The organism is Hasllibacter sp. MH4015 (assembly GCF_020177575.1).
Lineage (GTDB): Bacteria > Pseudomonadota > Alphaproteobacteria > Rhodobacterales > Rhodobacteraceae > Gymnodinialimonas.
Map to the genome: position 1 here is coordinate 3,318,856 of NZ_JAHTBK010000001.1, position 16,102 is coordinate 3,334,957.

Annotated in this window: 18 protein-coding genes; 10 read left to right on the top strand and 8 right to left on the bottom strand. The window is 59.8% G+C overall.

Annotation, left to right across the window (positions count from 1 at the left end; translation table 11 throughout):
• Positions 1-2: 2 nt before the first annotated feature.
• Positions 3-662 (bottom strand): Tim44/TimA family putative adaptor protein, encoded by a 660-nt coding sequence (locus tag KUW62_RS16990; RefSeq protein WP_224816648.1) that lies wholly within the window; start codon positions 660-662, stop codon positions 3-5.
• A gap of 150 nt (positions 663-812) precedes the next feature.
• Here KUW62_RS16990 and KUW62_RS16995 point away from each other — a divergent pair, with 150 nt between their 5' ends.
• Together KUW62_RS16995 and secB are read left to right on the top strand one after the other, a co-directional pair.
• Positions 813-1,286 (top strand): FxsA family protein, encoded by a 474-nt coding sequence (locus KUW62_RS16995; RefSeq protein ID WP_224816649.1) that lies wholly within the window; start codon positions 813-815, stop codon positions 1,284-1,286.
• Between the two features lie 55 nt (positions 1,287-1,341).
• Entirely contained in the window at positions 1,342-1,857 is a 516-nt protein-coding gene (gene secB / locus KUW62_RS17000; RefSeq protein WP_224816650.1) for a protein-export chaperone SecB, read from the top strand.
• A gap of 6 nt (positions 1,858-1,863) precedes the next feature.
• Here secB and dnaQ read toward each other — a convergent pair whose 3' ends face one another.
• The 4 genes from dnaQ to KUW62_RS17020 are packed head-to-tail and all read right to left on the bottom strand — an operon-like array spanning position 1,864 to position 4,581.
• On the bottom strand, positions 1,864-2,562 hold the full coding sequence (gene dnaQ / locus KUW62_RS17005) for a DNA polymerase III subunit epsilon (RefSeq protein WP_224816651.1): 699 nt from the start codon (positions 2,560-2,562) through the stop codon (positions 1,864-1,866).
• A gap of 2 nt (positions 2,563-2,564) precedes the next feature.
• Positions 2,565-3,152, bottom strand: coding sequence for a dephospho-CoA kinase (gene coaE, locus KUW62_RS17010; protein WP_224816652.1), 588 nt, complete (start codon positions 3,150-3,152; stop codon positions 2,565-2,567).
• Positions 3,149-3,982, bottom strand: a complete 834-nt coding sequence (locus tag KUW62_RS17015; protein ID WP_224816653.1) for a shikimate dehydrogenase — start codon at positions 3,980-3,982, stop codon at positions 3,149-3,151. The genes coaE and KUW62_RS17015 overlap by 4 nt, the downstream gene beginning before the upstream one ends.
• A complete protein-coding gene (locus tag KUW62_RS17020; protein ID WP_370632905.1) occupies positions 3,979-4,581 on the bottom strand; it encodes a nucleoside triphosphate pyrophosphatase in 603 nt (200 codons plus the stop codon). The genes KUW62_RS17015 and KUW62_RS17020 overlap by 4 nt, the downstream gene beginning before the upstream one ends.
• A 546-nt stretch (positions 4,582-5,127) precedes the next feature.
• Between KUW62_RS17020 and rho the strand changes: the two genes are divergently transcribed.
• From rho to KUW62_RS17050, 6 genes are read left to right on the top strand one after another with little or no spacing between them, the layout of a single operon-like run.
• On the top strand, positions 5,128-6,399 hold the full coding sequence (gene rho, locus KUW62_RS17025; RefSeq protein WP_224817143.1) for a transcription termination factor Rho: 1,272 nt from the start codon (positions 5,128-5,130) through the stop codon (positions 6,397-6,399).
• 13 nt (positions 6,400-6,412) lie between these two features.
• Positions 6,413-7,693, top strand: a complete 1,281-nt coding sequence (gene mnmE / locus KUW62_RS17030) for a tRNA uridine-5-carboxymethylaminomethyl(34) synthesis GTPase MnmE (RefSeq protein WP_224816654.1) — start codon at positions 6,413-6,415, stop codon at positions 7,691-7,693.
• An 11-nt stretch (positions 7,694-7,704) separates the two neighbouring features.
• On the top strand, positions 7,705-9,570 hold the full coding sequence (mnmG, locus tag KUW62_RS17035; RefSeq protein WP_224816655.1) for a tRNA uridine-5-carboxymethylaminomethyl(34) synthesis enzyme MnmG: 1,866 nt from the start codon (positions 7,705-7,707) through the stop codon (positions 9,568-9,570).
• Positions 9,570-10,187 (top strand): 16S rRNA (guanine(527)-N(7))-methyltransferase RsmG, encoded by a 618-nt coding sequence (rsmG, locus tag KUW62_RS17040; RefSeq protein ID WP_224816656.1) that lies wholly within the window; start codon positions 9,570-9,572, stop codon positions 10,185-10,187. The genes mnmG and rsmG overlap by 1 nt, the downstream gene beginning before the upstream one ends.
• 11 nt (positions 10,188-10,198) lie before the next feature.
• Positions 10,199-10,978, top strand: a complete 780-nt coding sequence (locus KUW62_RS17045) for a ParA family protein (protein WP_224816657.1) — start codon at positions 10,199-10,201, stop codon at positions 10,976-10,978.
• Positions 10,978-11,880 (top strand): ParB/RepB/Spo0J family partition protein, encoded by a 903-nt coding sequence (locus KUW62_RS17050; RefSeq protein ID WP_224816658.1) that lies wholly within the window; start codon positions 10,978-10,980, stop codon positions 11,878-11,880. The genes KUW62_RS17045 and KUW62_RS17050 overlap by 1 nt, the downstream gene beginning before the upstream one ends.
• Position 11,881: 1 nt before the next feature.
• Here the strand turns inward: KUW62_RS17050 and hemW are convergent, their stop codons facing one another.
• The 3 genes from hemW to rph are packed head-to-tail and all read right to left on the bottom strand — an operon-like array spanning position 11,882 to position 14,353.
• Positions 11,882-13,036, bottom strand: a complete 1,155-nt coding sequence (hemW, locus tag KUW62_RS17055; RefSeq protein ID WP_224816659.1) for a radical SAM family heme chaperone HemW — start codon at positions 13,034-13,036, stop codon at positions 11,882-11,884.
• The gene (rdgB, locus tag KUW62_RS17060; RefSeq protein WP_224817144.1) at positions 13,029-13,643 is read right to left on the bottom strand and encodes an RdgB/HAM1 family non-canonical purine NTP pyrophosphatase; all 615 of its coding nucleotides are present in this window, start codon (positions 13,641-13,643) and stop codon (positions 13,029-13,031) included. Before rdgB ends, hemW begins: the two co-directional genes overlap by 8 nt.
• Positions 13,640-14,353, bottom strand: a complete 714-nt coding sequence (gene rph, locus KUW62_RS17065; protein WP_224816660.1) for a ribonuclease PH — start codon at positions 14,351-14,353, stop codon at positions 13,640-13,642. Before rph ends, rdgB begins: the two co-directional genes overlap by 4 nt.
• Before the next feature lie 95 nt (positions 14,354-14,448).
• On the opposite strand from rph, the gene hrcA reads away from it, so the two are divergent.
• Positions 14,449-15,516, top strand: a complete 1,068-nt coding sequence (hrcA, locus tag KUW62_RS17070) for a heat-inducible transcriptional repressor HrcA (RefSeq protein WP_224816661.1) — start codon at positions 14,449-14,451, stop codon at positions 15,514-15,516.
• A 9-nt stretch (positions 15,517-15,525) separates the two neighbouring features.
• Positions 15,526-16,098, top strand: coding sequence for a nucleotide exchange factor GrpE (locus tag KUW62_RS17075; RefSeq protein ID WP_224816662.1), 573 nt, complete (start codon positions 15,526-15,528; stop codon positions 16,096-16,098).
• Positions 16,099-16,102 lie beyond the last annotated feature (4 nt).

The following is a 16,102-nucleotide window of genomic DNA, read 5'->3' on the forward strand; positions in this document are numbered from 1 at the left end:
GGTCATCCGTCGGTCGCCACCAGGAGCCAGTTAGGATCATCGGCCCCCATGTGACGCGCAAAGGTCCAAACGTCGCGCTGTCGCTTGATTTCGGTCGGGTCGCCTTCGATCACTTCGCCGTCCGCGTTCTTCACGACGCTGGTCAATTCACCCACGAAGCGCACCGTGATCTCCGCCTCGCTCCGATCGCGGTCGAAGCTTGCGGTTTGCAGGGCAATTTCCCGAACGCCCACGAACTCGGCGTCTATGGTCAGGCCCTGTTCGTGACGTTGGTTGATTACCGTCTCGAAGGTTTCCATGACATCTTCGGCAAGGAAGGGGCGCAGGCCTTCGACATCCCCGCGCTCGAATGCCATCAGGATCATCTCATAAGCCTGGCGAGCACCGGACAGGAATTCGCCGACCTGGAACCCCGGTTCAGCCATCTTCATTGCAGCAAGCGCCTTGGCGCTGTCGGAGCCATCTTCGACATGGTCGATGATGTCTTCATCCGGGCCACCGTCGATGACCTCGAATTCCCGTCTTGGATCGGCGCGGTTCGCGCCAGGCAGGGCGGGGGGCTTTTCAAAACCTTCCCGGCTTCCCAGGACCGAGCGCAGGCGCAGGATCAGGAAAATGGCGATGCCGGCGAGAACCAGCAGGGACAAAAGGGAGGAGTTCATGGCACCTCGGCACAGGGAACGGGTTAAATTTTTGTATCAGGCACATATGTAGGGCAGGGGGTAGGTCAAGTCCATCGCGCCATCGGGCTGCGACCGTGAAACCGCTCAGACGCCGCGACGTGTCGTGGACAATGCTCAAGGATGTTGCAGATGTGGCTGCTGATTTTGTTTATCGCCGTTCCGCTGATCGAGATCGGCCTGTTCATTCAGGTCGGCGGATGGCTCGGCCTGTGGCCCACCTTGGCGATTGTCTTGCTGACTGCGATTGCCGGGACGTTCCTTGTCCGCAGCCAGGGGGCGCAGGCTTTGGCGCAGTTGCGGTCGAGCTTCAATGACCTGAAAGATCCAACGGAACCGCTGGCCCACGGTGCGATGATCCTTTTTTCCGGCGCATTGCTTCTGACCCCCGGGTTTTTCACAGATGCGGTTGGCTTTGCCCTTCTGGTGCCGGCCTTCCGACGTTTCGCGCTGCGCGAGATGAAGAAGCGCATCAACATCCAGACGGTGCGCACCGGGCCGGGCCCGGACGATTGGCGCGCCCGTGACGAAACGATCATCGAAGGCACCTATACCGCCGAGGATGCGGACCGGCCCAGCGGTCCATCGGGGTGGACTCGCCATTGAGGCCCGGACGCACGCCTGATATGGCAGCGCCAAGCTCGAAATAAGGAGAGACCCCATGTCCGACGCTTCGGCAAACGGCGACGCCACCGAAGGGGCCGCACAACCGGCCACGCAACTTCCGAAGATGCAGATCCTCGGCCAATTCATTCGCGACCTGTCGTTCGAAAACGCGGCCGTACAAAATGCCGTCGCCGCGCAAGGCCAACCGGACATCCAGGTTCAGGTGGCCCTCGACGCGCGCAAGCGGACCACGGAAAACCAGTACGATGTGATCATGAAGATGAAGGTCGAATCGCGGACCAAGGAAGATGAGCCCAAGGCGATCTTCCTCATCGAGCTGGAATATGGCGGGGTCTTTCTGATCGAGAACATCGCCGAACAGCAATTGCATCCGTTCCTGATGATCGAATGCCCGCGGATGCTTTTTCCCTTCGTGCGTCGGATCGTGTCGGACGTTACCCGTGACGGTGGCTACCCGCCACTGAACCTTGACCAGATCGACTTCGTATCGCTCTACCGACAGCAGATCGCGGCCCGTCAGGCGCAGCAGGCACCGCAAGGCACCGCCTGACCTGTATCAGCCGAGCTTCCTCCAGAGCGGAGTGTCGCCCAAGCCCTCCACAAAGGCCGCATGTGCGGCCTTTTCCGTATCGGTGATGCGGGAAGGCAGGGGATTGACGCGCGGCTTCGGGCGCCAATTGTCGTCTGTCGCCTGGTCCGATTGCCGCGATTGCGCTTGCGACAGGGCAAAATCCGGCTGTTTACCACCGGTCAGTTCAAGGTAAACCTCTGCCAGGATCTCGGAATCGAGCAACGCGCCGTGTTTTTCGCGGGCGGAATTGTCGATCCCGAACCGGCGGCACAACGCATCGAGCGAAGCGGGCGAGCCCGGGAACCGACGGCGCGCGATTTTCAGCGTATCGAGCGCCTGATCGTTCGGAAGCTGGGGCTTGTTGGCCCATTCCAGTTCCGCGTTCAGGAAGCGCATATCAAACTCGGCGTTATGGATGATCATCCGGGCGTCGGCCACGAAATCCAGGAAATCCTGCGCGATGGTCGCGAAGAGCGGCTTGTCGGCCAGAAAGTCATTGCCGATCCCGTGAACCTCGAACGCCTCGGTCGGCATGTCCCGCTCGGGGTTGATGTATTGGTGGTATGTCTTGCCGGTGGGAACTTGGTTGAAGAGTTCAACCGCTCCGATCTCCACGATGCGGTGACGCGGCGTGTCGTAAGGGTTCAGGCCCGTCGTCTCAGTATCCAGAACGATTTCACGCATCATCAGGGGCCTTTGGTCAGATCAGACACCAAATGTGCCACGGCTTCGCGGGTTTCGTCCAGCGTATCTGTGCGAATGACGTAGGTGGCGCGAGCTTGTTTTTCAGCGTCGGGCATTTGGCGAGACAGAAGGTCATCCAGTGTGACGGGGTCGGTTCCCCGCGCGAGGACGCGACGTCGTTGCTCCTTGGAGTCCGTTGTCACGACGAGGCTTGCGTCGCAATGGGCATCGCCACCGGTCTCAAAGAGCAGCGGGATATCGAGGACGAGAAGAGGACGTTGGGCATGCATCTTGAGGAATTCGGCCCGGTCCGCTGCGACAAGCGGGTGAACGATTGCCTCCAACCGGCGGAGCAGGGACGGATCATCCGCGATTTTCGCCTTCAGCTCAGATCGGTCGACCGCACCGCCGGACACAGCGTTCGGCAAGATCTCGGCGATTCTCGGGACCGCCTGGCCGCCTGGCCCGTACAGCCGGTGAACCGCGGCGTCCGCGTCCCAGACCGGGACACCGAGGTCGCGGAACATTTCAGCCGTGGTGCTTTTACCCATTCCGATGGAACCGGTGAGACCTAGGACAAAGGGGTTCATTCCAGCACCGCCGCGCGAAGATCTTCGTCGACGAACGGGGTGTAGCTGAACCAGCGTTCGAACCCCGGCACCGCCTGATGCAACAGCATGCCCAGACCGTCGACCGTTTCGCACCCGCGTAATGCAGCATCCTTCAGGAGTTCGGTTTCCAGCGGGGAATAGACGATATCTGTGACGATCGTGGGAGGGCGTAACCGCGACAGGTCTATGTTGAGGGGCGCCTGACCCTCCATCCCTAGGGAGGTGGTATTCACGATGAGGGCGCTTTCCCCCACGAGTTGTGGGATTTGGGTCCAATCTTGCGGTGACACGCGCGCACCGAATTGTTCACGCAAGCCATCGGCGCGGGAGCGCGTGCGGTTCGCAACATAGACGGTGCGGGCCCCGTCAGAGATCAGCGCCTGTACGATCGCCTTCGCTGCGCCGCCGGAACCCAAGACGAGGGCCGGACCGGCGGCCGCTGTCCAGCCGGGCAGGGATTGGCGGATGTTCGAAAGAAATCCCAGGCCATCGGTATTGTCTGCCTGGATTTGGCCGTTCGCGGTGAAGGTCAGCGTATTCGCCGCCCCGATCAAGGCGGCGCGATCGGTCACGATATCGGCAAGCGACAGGGCAAGTTCCTTGTGTGGCAGTGTAACGTTCACGCCCACAAACCCCATGCGCGGCATCACGCCCAAAGCCTCCGGCAAATCCGCGTGGTTGATGTGGAGCGGGACGTAATGACCGGGCAGACCATATCGGCGCAGCCAATATCCGTGCAGCCGTGGCGACAGGGAATGGCCAACCGGATCGCCGATCACGCCGGCTAGCGGTACGGTCGGTTTGGTCATGGCGTCAAATCCCCCCGCAGTCGGAGATAGGACAAGACCTCCAACAGGGGCAATCCAAGCACGGAGTACCAGTCGCCGTCTATGCGGGAAAACAATCGAACACCCTCACCTTCCGCCCGGTAGGCACCGACACAGTCGGATACGCTTGGCCAGGTCGCGTCCAGGTAAGCCTCAATCTCCGGCGTCGTGAGCGCGTGCATTGTCATGCGGGCGACACCGACGTGTCGCCAAACGGGCTTCGCGTCCTCGAATATCACGGCAGCAGAATAGAGGTGATGGGTCTTGCCCGAGAGCTGTGTGAGGTGGCCCGCCGCGTCCGAGCGGGTGGCCGGTTTGGAGAAGATATCTTGCTTGAGCGCGAGGATTTGATCGGAGGCAAGGATCAGCCGGTCCGGGTTTCGATCCGCGGCGCGGCGGGCCTTAAATTCGGCGAGCGTATCCGCAATCGACCGAGGATTCGCCCCCTCCGCAACGAGGCTGTCGCGGATCGCATCTTCATCAACGCGGACGGGATGTGATTCGAACGGAACGCCTGCTCGGGCCAACATTTCGCGCCGCGCGCTGGAAGCTGAAGCGAGGATCAGGGGGGACATGGACATAAAGTTCTGGACGGTTCTGTGGGAAAGTCCGGCGAGAAGCCGGGGAGGAGAATTGGGCAAGTTGGGCCTTCTAGGGCCCATCGGGAAGATGCAGGAAACCTACCCAATTGGCCAAGGCGTTTTCCCCGGTGATGCTTTTCGGGCTGGATAAGGTATCGGGTGCTGTCCAAGATCCATTTTTCGCTGTTTTATCTACAGAGATGTGCACCAAACGATACCCTGTTAAGTATATGATTATAAAATGTATTTTGTATTTCGTTGGTCGTTTTCCCCGGAACTGCACAATCTTATTCCGATGTGGCCAAGCCTGTTGGGAAGTTGAGAGCGGCGGGGATATCCGAGAAATCCAAAGCGCTACTTACAACAACAACAAGAATCTTCTTTCTTTATATTTTAGGGGAGCACCACAGTGAGCACCGAGTTGACAGGGGACGGGGAAGTGCTTACCTCCGTCCATGCACCCCGTTCGGGGACCGCATTTTCATAGACCTAGAAGACTTGGGTGGCCTGTCGAGGCCTGCCTTTTCGTCCCGTTGGAATATTCCCATGACAATTGAAACGCTCCGCCTCTCTGACCTGAAGGCGAAATCCCCCAAGGACCTGCTTGCCGTCGCGGAAGAGCTCGAGATCGAAAACGCATCGACGATGCGCAAAGGCGATATGATGTTCGAGATCCTGCGCGAACGCGCGGAGGAAGGCTGGGAGATTTCGGGCGACGGCGTGTTGGAGGTTCTTCAGGACGGATTCGGGTTTCTGCGCAGTCCGGAGGCGAATTATCTTCCTGGTCCTGACGACATCTACGTGTCGCCTGACATGATCCGCCAGCATTCCCTCCGCACGGGCGACACCGTTGAGGGTGTCATCAATGCTCCGCGGGAGAACGAGCGGTATTTCTGCCTGGTGAAAGTTGCGCAGATCAATTTCGAGGATCCGCAAAAGGCGCGGCATAAGGTGGCGTTCGACAACCTCACGCCGCTTTACCCCGATGAGCGGCTGAAAATGGAGATCGAAGACCCGACGATCAAAGATCGCTCTGCCAGGATCATCGACCTCGTCTCACCCATAGGTAAGGGTCAGCGGAGCCTGATCGTGGCCCCACCGCGTACGGGCAAAACGGTGCTGCTCCAGAACATCGCCAATTCCATTGAGAGCAATCATCCCGAGTGTTACCTGATCGTTCTTCTGATCGATGAGAGGCCGGAAGAAGTGACCGACATGCAGCGCTCGGTGAAGGGTGAGGTGATCTCCTCCACCTTCGATGAACCTGCAACGCGCCACGTCGCGGTGTCCGAGATGGTTATTGAAAAGGCAAAGCGCCTAGTTGAGCACAAGCGCGATGTTGTGATCTTGCTGGATTCGATCACGCGTCTGGGCCGCGCGTTCAATACTGTCGTTCCATCCTCGGGCAAAGTCCTGACCGGTGGTGTCGACGCCAACGCCCTGCAACGGCCGAAACGCTTCTTCGGTGCGGCCCGAAATATCGAAGAAGGCGGGTCCCTGACAATCATTGCGACGGCCCTGATTGATACCGGTAGCCGAATGGACGAAGTGATCTTCGAAGAATTCAAAGGCACAGGTAACAGTGAAATCGTGCTCGACCGCAAGATCGCCGACAAGCGCGTTTACCCTGCGATGGACATCCTCAAATCCGGGACGCGGAAGGAGGATCTGCTGGTCGATAAGGGCGATTTGCAGAAGACGTTCGTTCTTCGCCGTATCCTGAACCCGATGGGGACGACCGACGCGATTGAATTTCTGATTTCGAAGTTGAAACAGACCAAGACGAACTCTGAATTCTTCGATTCCATGAACACCTGACCGAGGCGGGATGATGCAAACCATTTTCGCCCAGGCTACAGCCCGGGGGAAAGCGGGCGTTGCGATCATCCGGGTATCTGGCCCGGATTCCGGCCCGATCTGTGATCTGCTGGTCGGTCAACGGCCGGAGCCTGGGCAAGCGTCGCTCCGGTTCGTGCGTGACGTCGACGGCACCGTCATCGATCAGGCCTTGATCCTGTATTTTGAGGGGCCCAAGTCTTTCACGGGCGAAGACGTTCTGGAGCTGCACCTTCACGGCAGTATTGCAGTGGTACGTGCGGTCGAGCGATTGATCAACGGAACAGGCTTGGCGCGGCCTGCCGAGGCGGGCGAGTTCACCCGGCGGGCGTTGATGAACGACACGCTGGATTTGGCGCAAGTCGAAGGTCTTGGGGATCTGATTGAAGCCGAAACGGAAGCCCAAAGGAAGCAAGCATTCGCTGTTTTCTCGGGCGCAGTTGGGGAGCAGACCGAGCATTGGCGCAACCAACTTTTGCGCGCTGCGGGTCTCATTGAGGCCACGATAGATTTCGTCGACGAGGATGTGCCGATTGATGTTTTTCCTGAGGTACGGCAGATCCTTTCATCTGTCAGCGCTGATTTGTCCAAGGAAATTGAGGGATCAATCGTCGCGGAACGTGTTCGGGATGGGTTCGAGGTTGCAATCATCGGAGCCCCCAATGCCGGGAAGTCGACGCTGCTGAACGCCTTGGCGGGGCGAGAAATTGCGATTACGTCCGAAATTGCTGGGACGACGCGAGATGTCATCGAAGCTCGGCTCGACTTGAAGGGCTTGCCGGTGACGTTTCTTGATACGGCCGGATTGCGGGACACGGAAGATGCTGTCGAGGCGATTGGCGTGGACCGGGCCATATCGCGAGCGAAAGCCGCGGATCTAAGGGTCGCGCTTGTGTCAGGCGATTGGATTGATGTGCCCGAGCTGGACGGCCTGATTGATATAAGGGTCGGTGCGAAGGCCGATCTGCATGGGGGTGAAGGTGTTTCTGGTACAACAGGAGAAGGCGTCGAGCGTCTCCTGAGTGAGATATCCGAGCGGCTGTCGCACCGGGTGCGCACAATCGGTGTCACGGTATCGGAACGGCAGCGATCAGGCATGCAGCGTGCAATGCGCGAGTTGGCCGAAGCCGAACGCGTGCTTGCTTGCGAAGAGCCGGTTGAGCTTGCCGCGGAATGCCTCCGCGCAGGGGTGACCGCGCTTGACTCCGTGATCGGGCGTGTGGATGTAGATGATATTCTGGGCGAGATTTTCAGCCGGTTCTGTATCGGTAAGTAGGAGCGTTTCACGTGAAACATCCAGATTTCGACGTTATCGTTGTGGGCGCGGGCCATGCTGGGGTCGAGGCGGCGGATGCGGCGTGCCGCGCGGGGGCCCGGACAGCGTTGGTCACACTGCGTGCATCCGACCTTGGCGTGATGTCGTGCAATCCGGCAATTGGGGGCCTGGGCAAGGGGCACCTGGTGCGGGAGATTGACGCCCTTGGCGGCGTGATGGGGCTGGCCGCGGATGCGTCTGGTATCCAGTTCCGGCTTTTGAATCGCCGAAAAGGCGCTGCCGTACAGGGCCCCCGGACGCAATCGGATCGCGCCCTTTATGCGCGGGCCATCCAAAGCCACGTTTCATCCATTCCGAAGCTTACCTTGGTGGAAGGGGAAGTCGCCGATCTGCTTGATCGTATTGGTGAAATCAGCGGCGTGGTTTTATCCGATGGGAGCACGATCGAGGCGAGGTCAGTTGTTCTCACCACCGGGACGTTCCTGCGCGGTGTAATTCATATTGGCGATCAGCAAATCCCCGGTGGACGCTTCGATGCGGCCGCGACCCATAGGTTGGCGGATCGGATGATGGATCTTGGACTGCCATTGGGCCGCCTCAAGACTGGCACCCCGCCGCGTCTGGCCAGCCAGTCTATTCATTGGGACGTGTTGGACCATCAGCCCGCAGACGAAGATCCAGTCTTCTTCTCTTTTTTGACCCGACATGTTCATGCGAAACAGGTCACTTGCGGCATCACGCATACCAACGAGCGTACTCACGACATCATTCGCGAGAATCTGAGCCGCTCTGCGATGTATGGTGGGCACATTGACGGTGTGGGGCCCAGGTATTGTCCTTCCATTGAAGATAAGGTGGTGCGCTTTTCCGACAAACCGTCCCACCAGATCTTCTTGGAGCCCGAAAGCCTTTCTTCCGACGTGATCTATCCGAATGGCATTTCCACATCTTTGCCGGAAGATATCCAAACCGATTATGTGCGGAGCATCGTTGGGCTGGAACGCGCAGAAATTCTGCAGCCGGGTTATGCTATCGAATACGACTACTTCGATCCGACATCGCTTGATGAAACGCTCGGATTGCGCGCCGCGCCTGGCATGTATCTGGCGGGCCAGATTAACGGAACCACCGGTTACGAGGAGGCGGCGGCACAGGGCCTTGTGGCTGGTCTGAACGCTGCGCATGCAGCATTGGGGCGTGATCCGGTAACGTTCTCCCGGCGCGACAGCTATATTGGAGTGCTTGTCGACGATCTGGTGACGCGTGGTGTGTCGGAGCCGTACCGGATGTTCACCTCCCGCGCGGAGTACCGCCTTTCCCTGCGCGCTGACAATGCGGACCAGCGCCTGACACCGCTGGCGGTATCGCTCGGCATCGTCGACGAAACGCGCAGGTCTGGTTTCGATGAGAAGATGGCGCGATTGTCCGCGGCGCGCGATCTGCTGAACGAGACCACTTTGTCGCCGAACCAAGCCCGCGTGGCGAACCTGGCGGTGAGCCCCGATGGAAAACGCCGGACCCTGTTTGAGCTGCTATCATTTCCAGACGTGGAGTTTGAAAATTTGCTGCCAGCTTGCGGTCTGCTCGACAATGTCGATGCAGAAACGCGGCAACAGATCTCCATTGAGGCAACCTATGCGACCTATGTTGCACGTCAGGCAAGGGACGCGGAGGCCCTCAAACGTGACGAGGCGAAATCAATTCCCCCTGACTTCGATTATGAAGGGGTCGGCGGCCTGTCCAATGAGTTGCGCACGAAACTCGCCCGCGTTCGCCCGACTAGCATCGCGCAAGCCGCCCGGATTGACGGGATGACGCCGGCTGGGCTCGCTTTGATCTTGGCCAAGCTTCGCAATGTCGAGCGGTTGACGGCGTGATGGACCCTGGAGCCAGCAGAGATATCTCGGATCGTGTTTCACGTGAAACGCTCGACCGGCTGACGAGCTACCACGAACTCCTCCTCAAATGGCAGACAACGATCAATCTCGTCGCCTCATCAACGCTTGATGCCGCGTGGAACCGGCATTTTGTCGATGGAATTCAGCTCTGGGACCACGCACCAAACCCTCAAGGGCACTGGCTTGATCTTGGATCGGGGGGAGGATTCCCGGGGCTGGTGGTGGCGGCAATCGCTCACGAGCAGGCACCTGACTTGCGCATCACGCTTGTTGAAAGCGATATTCGCAAATGCGGGTTTTTACGCGAAGCTGCCCGCGCGATGGGCATCAAAGTCAATGTCCTCAGTCGCCGCATCGAGGACATCCCGCCGCAGCACGCGGATGTTATCTCCGCCCGGGCGCTGGCGGGGCTGCCCAGACTTATGGAACTGGCCCTGCCGCACCTGGCCCCTGACGGAGCATTGCTATTCCCCAAGGGTGAAAGCTACGCGGATGAACTTGAAAAGATACCGCCGGAGTGGCACACCACGACAGACGTCCTTCCAAGCATCACGGACCCGTCCGCGGTCATCCTGCGAATCCGCCGACCAGATTGAAAAGCACGAATATGCGTATCATTGCGATCACCAATCAAAAGGGCGGCGTGGGGAAAACAACCACAGCGATCAATCTTGGCGCAGCCTTGGCCGCCCTGAAACACAAGGTGCTGATCGTGGATCTGGACCCACAGGGTAACGCTTCGACAGGCTTGGGTATTGATCAATCTCGCCGCGAGCGGACGACCTACGATCTTCTGATGGATGACGCGGCACTGGACGACGTCTGCCAGACAACCGATGTGGAATACCTCTGGATTGCGCCAGCCACGACCGATCTGAGCTCGACCGATGTGGAGCTTGGGCAGAGGGATAATCGTGTTTTTCGATTGAAGGAGGCGTTGAATGACGCGGCACAATCCTTCGATTTCGTCCTGATCGATTGTCCCCCCTCGCTTAGCCTTTTGACGGTTAATGCGCTTGTCGCGGCCCATGCAGCTCTGGTTCCTCTTCAGGCGGAGTTCTTTGCCCTGGAAGGCCTTTCGCAATTGATGCTCACAATTCGCGAGGTGCGGGAAACGGCGAACCCGAAACTTCGGATTGAAGGCGTAGTCCTGACGATGCACGACACGCGCAACAATCTCAGCCGGCAAGTTGAGGACGATACCCGCAGCACGTTGGGCGACCTTGTTTTCAAGACGATGGTGCCTCGAAACGTCCGGTTGAGCGAGGCGCCGTCGTTCGCGATGCCTGTGATCGCCTACGATCCAGCCTCCAAGGGGAGCCAGGCCTACGTGAGCCTCGCGAGGGAGCTTCTCGCCCGCCAGCAAGCAACATTGGAGGGTGTGTGATGGCCAGAACCCCTGAAAAACGTGGTCTCGGCCGGGGGCTTTCCGCGCTCATGGCCGATATCGAGCCGGAACGATCTGAAACTGACACCTCATTGGATGCAGGATCAAGCGCGCGATCCGCTGAACGCACGGTGCCGATTGACAGTATTGCACCCAACCCCGATCAGCCGCGGCGCGCGTTCGATCAGGCCGCGCTGGATGACCTTGCCGCCTCGCTTCGCCACAAGGGCATCATCCAACCGCTTATCGTTCGCCCGGACCCCGATGATTCCACGCGTTTCCAGATAGTGGCGGGCGAGCGTCGCTGGCGCGCGGCTCAAATCGCGCAATTGCATGACATCCCCGTTTTGGTCCGCGACCTCGACGATACAGAGATGCTCGAAGTCGCGATTATCGAGAATATCCAACGCGCCGACCTCAACCCGATCGAAGAGGCGTTGGGATATCGCCAGCTTATCGACCGCTTCGGCCACACCCAGGAACAGCTCGCGACCGCGATGGGGAAAAGCCGAAGCCATCTTGCGAACACGATGCGCCTATTGCAATTGCCCGATGAGGTTCAGGCCTACGTGAGAGACGGTGAATTGTCGGCAGGGCACGCCCGCGCTCTGGTGACAGCCGACGATCCAATCGCACTGGCGCGTCTTGCTGTATCGAAAAGCCTCTCGGTTCGCGACGTGGAGCAGGCGGCGAAGTCCGGACCCTCGACGTCGCGAAAAGGCAATCGCAGAGCGGCGAGTAAGGACGCCGATACCAAGATGTTAGAAAGCGACCTCTCGGCGGCGCTTGGCATGCTGGTGGTTATTGATCACGACACAGATGCGGGAGGTGGGAAATTGTCGATTAGATACAAAGACTTAAGCCAGCTGGACGATTTAATGCGCCTGCTGAACACAGCGTGAGTCACGCTAACAACTCTCTCAATATCCCGTTCAGCACGAGACGACCCTGTTCGGTTGCGACCAGCCGGTTTGTCCGCTGCTCGACCAATCCAAGCTCGACCAACCCGCCAATACGAGCCTGGTCCAGCGCCCGTCCCCGCAGGGATGCATAACGAGCCATATCGCTCCCCTCGCTGAGCCGCAGGGACATCATCAAGTATTCTTCTGCGTGCTCTTTGTCAGATAGAACCTCTCTCGGCCTTTCGCCCGACCCCTCGGTCGACACAGCGTTCATCCAAGCGTCCGGCATCTCGAACATGCGTGTCGCGTAACGCTGCCCCTGCAGCGTCAACCGTCCATGGGCGCCCGGCCCGATCCCGGCATAATCACCGCCGCGCCAGTAGATCAAATTGTGACGCGACTGAGCAAATTCGGCGGCGTGGTTCGAAATCTCGTAGGCGGGAAGCCCCGCAGCTCCGCAAAGATCCTGGGTCAGCGCGTACATGTCCGCGCTCAGATCGTCGTCGGGCAACCCCGCCAATCCGCCGCGCGCATGGCGCGCACCGAAGGCTGTCCCAGGCTCGATCGTCAATTGATAGAGGGAGAGATGGCCAGTAGACAGCGTGAGGGCGTCCGCCAGCTCCGCCCCCCAGTCGGTCAGGCTTTGGTCTTGCCGCGCATAAATCAGATCGAAACTCACACGGTCGAAGCAGGCATTCGCGATCTCCAGGGCCTGGCGCGCCTCTGCCACCGAATGCAACCGCCCCAAACGGCGCAGGCCATCGTCGTCAAACGCCTGAACGCCTACGGAGACCCGGTTCACACCCGCATCCCGGAATCCCGTAAACCGCCCGGCTTCCACCGATGACGGATTTGCTTCCAGCGTGACCTCCAGATCATTGGCAATCGGCCACAGCCGTCGGATTTCCGTGAGAAAAGATGCCACGCTTTCGGGCGTCATGAGGGATGGCGTACCGCCCCCGAAAAAGACGGAATTCAAGACCCGGTCTCCGGTTTCTTCCGCAACACGACCCAATTCTGCCAGATAGGCGCTCGTCCAGCTGCCCTGATCGATCGCTAGCGCGACATGGCTGTTGAAGTCGCAATAGGGACACTTCGCTTCGCAGAACGGCCAGTGGAGGTAGAGGCCAAAGCCGCCCGCTTGCCAATCATCCATCCCCGAAGACCTCGACAAGCTGCGCCACTGCCTTCGCCCGATGGCTGATCTTGTTCTTCTCCCACCGATCCATCTCGCCGAACGTAAGGTCATAGCCGTGGGGTTGGAAAATGGGGTCGTATCCGTGTCCCTGGTCCCCGCGCATCGGCCAGACGACCTGACCTTCCATCACACCGGGAAAGACCTCATCGTGGCCATCTGGCCAAGCCAGCACCAGGGTGCAACAGAACCGGGCCCTGCGAGGGGCAGGAACGCTCTTTGCTTCCAGCGCATCATGGGCTCGCCGCATCGCCATCTCGAAATCGCGCCCGTTCGGGGTCTCGGCCCAATCCGCGGTATAGACACCCGGTGCGCCGCCCAATGCGTCGATTTCGATACCACTGTCGTCACTTAACGCGGGAAGGTCGGTCGCCTTCGCAGCAGAATGGGCCTTGATCCGGGCATTCTCGACGAATGTCGTGCCGGTCTCTTCCGGCTCCGGCAGATCATGGTCCCTGGCACCTGTGACGGTGATCCCGAAGGGTTCAAGCAGATGTCGCATTTCATCGAGCTTGCCTTGATTGTGTGTCGCGATCAGCAACTCCCTTCCGGTGAAGCGTCGCATCAGGCTGTCGCGGCCTTTTGCGCTGCAACAAGCTCGCCCACACCCTTTTCGGCCAGATCATGAAGCGCGTTGAATTCGTCGCGAGAGAACGTCGCGCCTTCCGCGCTGGCTTGAAGCTCCACGACCTTTCCCGCACCGGTCATGATGAAGTTGCCGTCAGTCCCGGCTTCCGAATCCTCGGGATAATCCAGATCGAGCACGGGTTGGCCCGCATAGATACCGCAAGAAACCGCCGCGATATGGTCCACGATAGGATCACTTGAAATGTCTCCGGCCTTTAACAACTTGTTGACGGCCAGCCGCAGCGCCACCCACCCCCCGGTGATCGACGCGCAGCGCGTTCCGCCATCGGCCTGTATCACGTCACAATCCACCGTGATCTGCCGTTCCCCCAGCGCGGAGCGGTCGATGCCCGCGCGCAGGGACCGCCCGATCAGGCGCTGAATTTCTTGGGTCCGCCCCGATTGCTTGCCCGCCGCCGCCTCGCGACGCATTCGCGTATGGGTCGCACGGGGCAGCATGCCATATTCGGCCGTTACCCAGCCGAGGCCGGAGTTTTTCAGGAACGGCGGCACCCGTTCTTCCAAGGTAGCCGTACACAGAACCTGCGTGTCCCCACATTTGATCAGGCAAGAACCCTCTGCATGGCGCGTCACTCCCGTCTCGATAGAAATTGATCGCATTTCATCTAGGTTTCGACCGGAAGGGCGCATAAATATCTCCTGCTGGAATGGCTGGCACGTTGCGGGCATAATCCGGCGACGGCCCCACCCGCAACCCTTGAATGGGTTCGGCACAAGCGAGTGACATGACGGAACAAGGCAAAATCCTGGACGAATTGAATGATCGCTCGCGCGAGGTGTTTCGCCAGGTTGTGCAAGGTTATCTGGAGACCGGCGCGCCGGTCGGGTCGCGTACCTTGACCCGCACCATGGCGGAGAAGGTTTCCGCGGCCACCGTGCGCAACGTCATGCAGGATCTCGAATATCTTGGCCTGCTCGACAGTCCCCATGTCTCCGCCGGGCGGGTACCGACCCAGCTTGGCCTGCGGATGTTCGTGGATGGCTTTCTTGAAGTCGGCGATGTCTCGAACGACGACAAGCGTGCCCTTGAAGATACGATGGGCGCAAACGCACCTGATGTGCCCGCCCTTCTGGATCGGGTCGGCTCCGCGCTGTCGGCAGCAACGCATGGTGCCAGTCTTGTTCTGGCACCAAAACACGAGGCGCCGGTCCAGCACATCGAATTCGTGCCCTTGTCCGGCGCGCAGGCCCTTGTCGTGCTCGTATTCGCGGATGGCCATGTCGAAAACCGCCTTTTTGCGCCACCTGCGGGGGTCACGCCGTCCGCCATGCGCGAAGCGGCCAACTTCCTGAACGCGCGGATCGAAGGCAAAACGGTGAGCGCCATTCGCGCGGAGCTGGAGAAGGATATCGACACGCGCCGGCGCGAAATCGACACGCTCGCCTCGGGCCTGATCGAATCCGGCCTCGCCGTCTGGGGCGATACCGATGATGATCAAGCTGCGCGGTTGATCGTGCGGGGTCGCGCGAATCTCCTCTCCGACACGCAGGAGGCGGAGGATCTTGAACGTATCCGGCAACTGTTCGACGATCTCGAACGTAAGCGGGACATCACCGAATTTCTCGAATTGACCGAAGGCGGCGACGGTGTGCGCATTTTCATCGGCTCGGAGAACAAGTTGTTCTCACTTTCGGGTTCCTCTGTGGTGGTCTCTCCCTATATGAACGCTGATCGAAAGATTGTCGGTGCGGTGGGGGTGATCGGGCCCACGCGCCTGAACTACGGACGTATTGTCCCGATCGTGGATTATACCGCGCAGCTGGTCGGCAAACTGATTTCGGACCGCGGGTAAGAGGGTAACATGGGCGAACCGAACGAAGAGCAGTTCTACGAAGACGAACATTCGGAGCAGAAGGTGACGCTGGCCGAAGACGGAACAGCGCCGGAGCTGGATGCCGGGACCGAAGCCGTGATTGCAGCACTTGAGGCAGAGCGGGACGAATCCCGCGACCGGATGCTGCGGGCCTTGGCCGAGGCGGAGAATATGCGCAAACGGGCGGACCGGGACCGGCGCGAGGCAGAGCACTACGGCGGCTCCAAGCTGTCGCGGGACCTGCTGCCGGTCTATGACAACCTTCGTCGCGCCCTGGATGCAGCCGAGGACGCGCCCGACGATGCGGCCGGCGGCCTTGTCGAAGGTGTTCAATTGACGTTGAAGGAATTGCTGAGCGTGTTTGCCAAGCACGGGGTCACACTCGTCGCCCCCGAGATCGGAGACAGGTTCGACCCGCAACTCCACCAGGCAATGTTCGAAGCACCCGTTCCGGATACGAAAGCCGGGGACATCATCCAGGTGATGGCGGAGGGCTTTATGCTCCACGACCGACTTCTGCGCCCGGCGCAGGTCGGTGTGTCGTCAACCCCTGCCAGCTGACGGA

Bases quoted from the DNA above. Each gene is read 5' to 3' on its own strand.
- KUW62_RS16990 (WP_224816648.1), bottom strand. From the start codon at position 662: ATGAACTCCTCCCTTTTGTCCCTGCTGGTTCTCGCCGGCATCGCCATT.
- KUW62_RS16995 (WP_224816649.1), top strand. From the start codon at position 813: ATGTGGCTGCTGATTTTGTTTATCGCCGTTCCGCTGATCGAGATCGGC.
- secB (WP_224816650.1), top strand. From the start codon at position 1,342: ATGTCCGACGCTTCGGCAAACGGCGACGCCACCGAAGGGGCCGCACAA.
- dnaQ (WP_224816651.1), bottom strand. From the start codon at position 2,562: ATGCGTGAAATCGTTCTGGATACTGAGACGACGGGCCTGAACCCTTAC.
- coaE (WP_224816652.1), bottom strand. From the start codon at position 3,152: ATGAACCCCTTTGTCCTAGGTCTCACCGGTTCCATCGGAATGGGTAAA.
- KUW62_RS17015 (WP_224816653.1), bottom strand. From the start codon at position 3,982: ATGACCAAACCGACCGTACCGCTAGCCGGCGTGATCGGCGATCCGGTT.
- KUW62_RS17020 (WP_370632905.1), bottom strand. From the start codon at position 4,581: ATGTCCATGTCCCCCCTGATCCTCGCTTCAGCTTCCAGCGCGCGGCGC.
- rho (WP_224817143.1), top strand. From the start codon at position 5,128: ATGACAATTGAAACGCTCCGCCTCTCTGACCTGAAGGCGAAATCCCCC.
- mnmE (WP_224816654.1), top strand. From the start codon at position 6,413: ATGCAAACCATTTTCGCCCAGGCTACAGCCCGGGGGAAAGCGGGCGTT.
- rsmG (WP_224816656.1), top strand. From the start codon at position 9,570: ATGGACCCTGGAGCCAGCAGAGATATCTCGGATCGTGTTTCACGTGAA.
- KUW62_RS17045 (WP_224816657.1), top strand. From the start codon at position 10,199: ATGCGTATCATTGCGATCACCAATCAAAAGGGCGGCGTGGGGAAAACA.
- KUW62_RS17050 (WP_224816658.1), top strand. From the start codon at position 10,978: ATGGCCAGAACCCCTGAAAAACGTGGTCTCGGCCGGGGGCTTTCCGCG.
- hemW (WP_224816659.1), bottom strand. From the start codon at position 13,036: ATGGATGATTGGCAAGCGGGCGGCTTTGGCCTCTACCTCCACTGGCCG.
- rph (WP_224816660.1), bottom strand. From the start codon at position 14,353: ATGCGCCCTTCCGGTCGAAACCTAGATGAAATGCGATCAATTTCTATC.
- hrcA (WP_224816661.1), top strand. From the start codon at position 14,449: ATGACGGAACAAGGCAAAATCCTGGACGAATTGAATGATCGCTCGCGC.
- KUW62_RS17075 (WP_224816662.1), top strand. From the start codon at position 15,526: ATGGGCGAACCGAACGAAGAGCAGTTCTACGAAGACGAACATTCGGAG.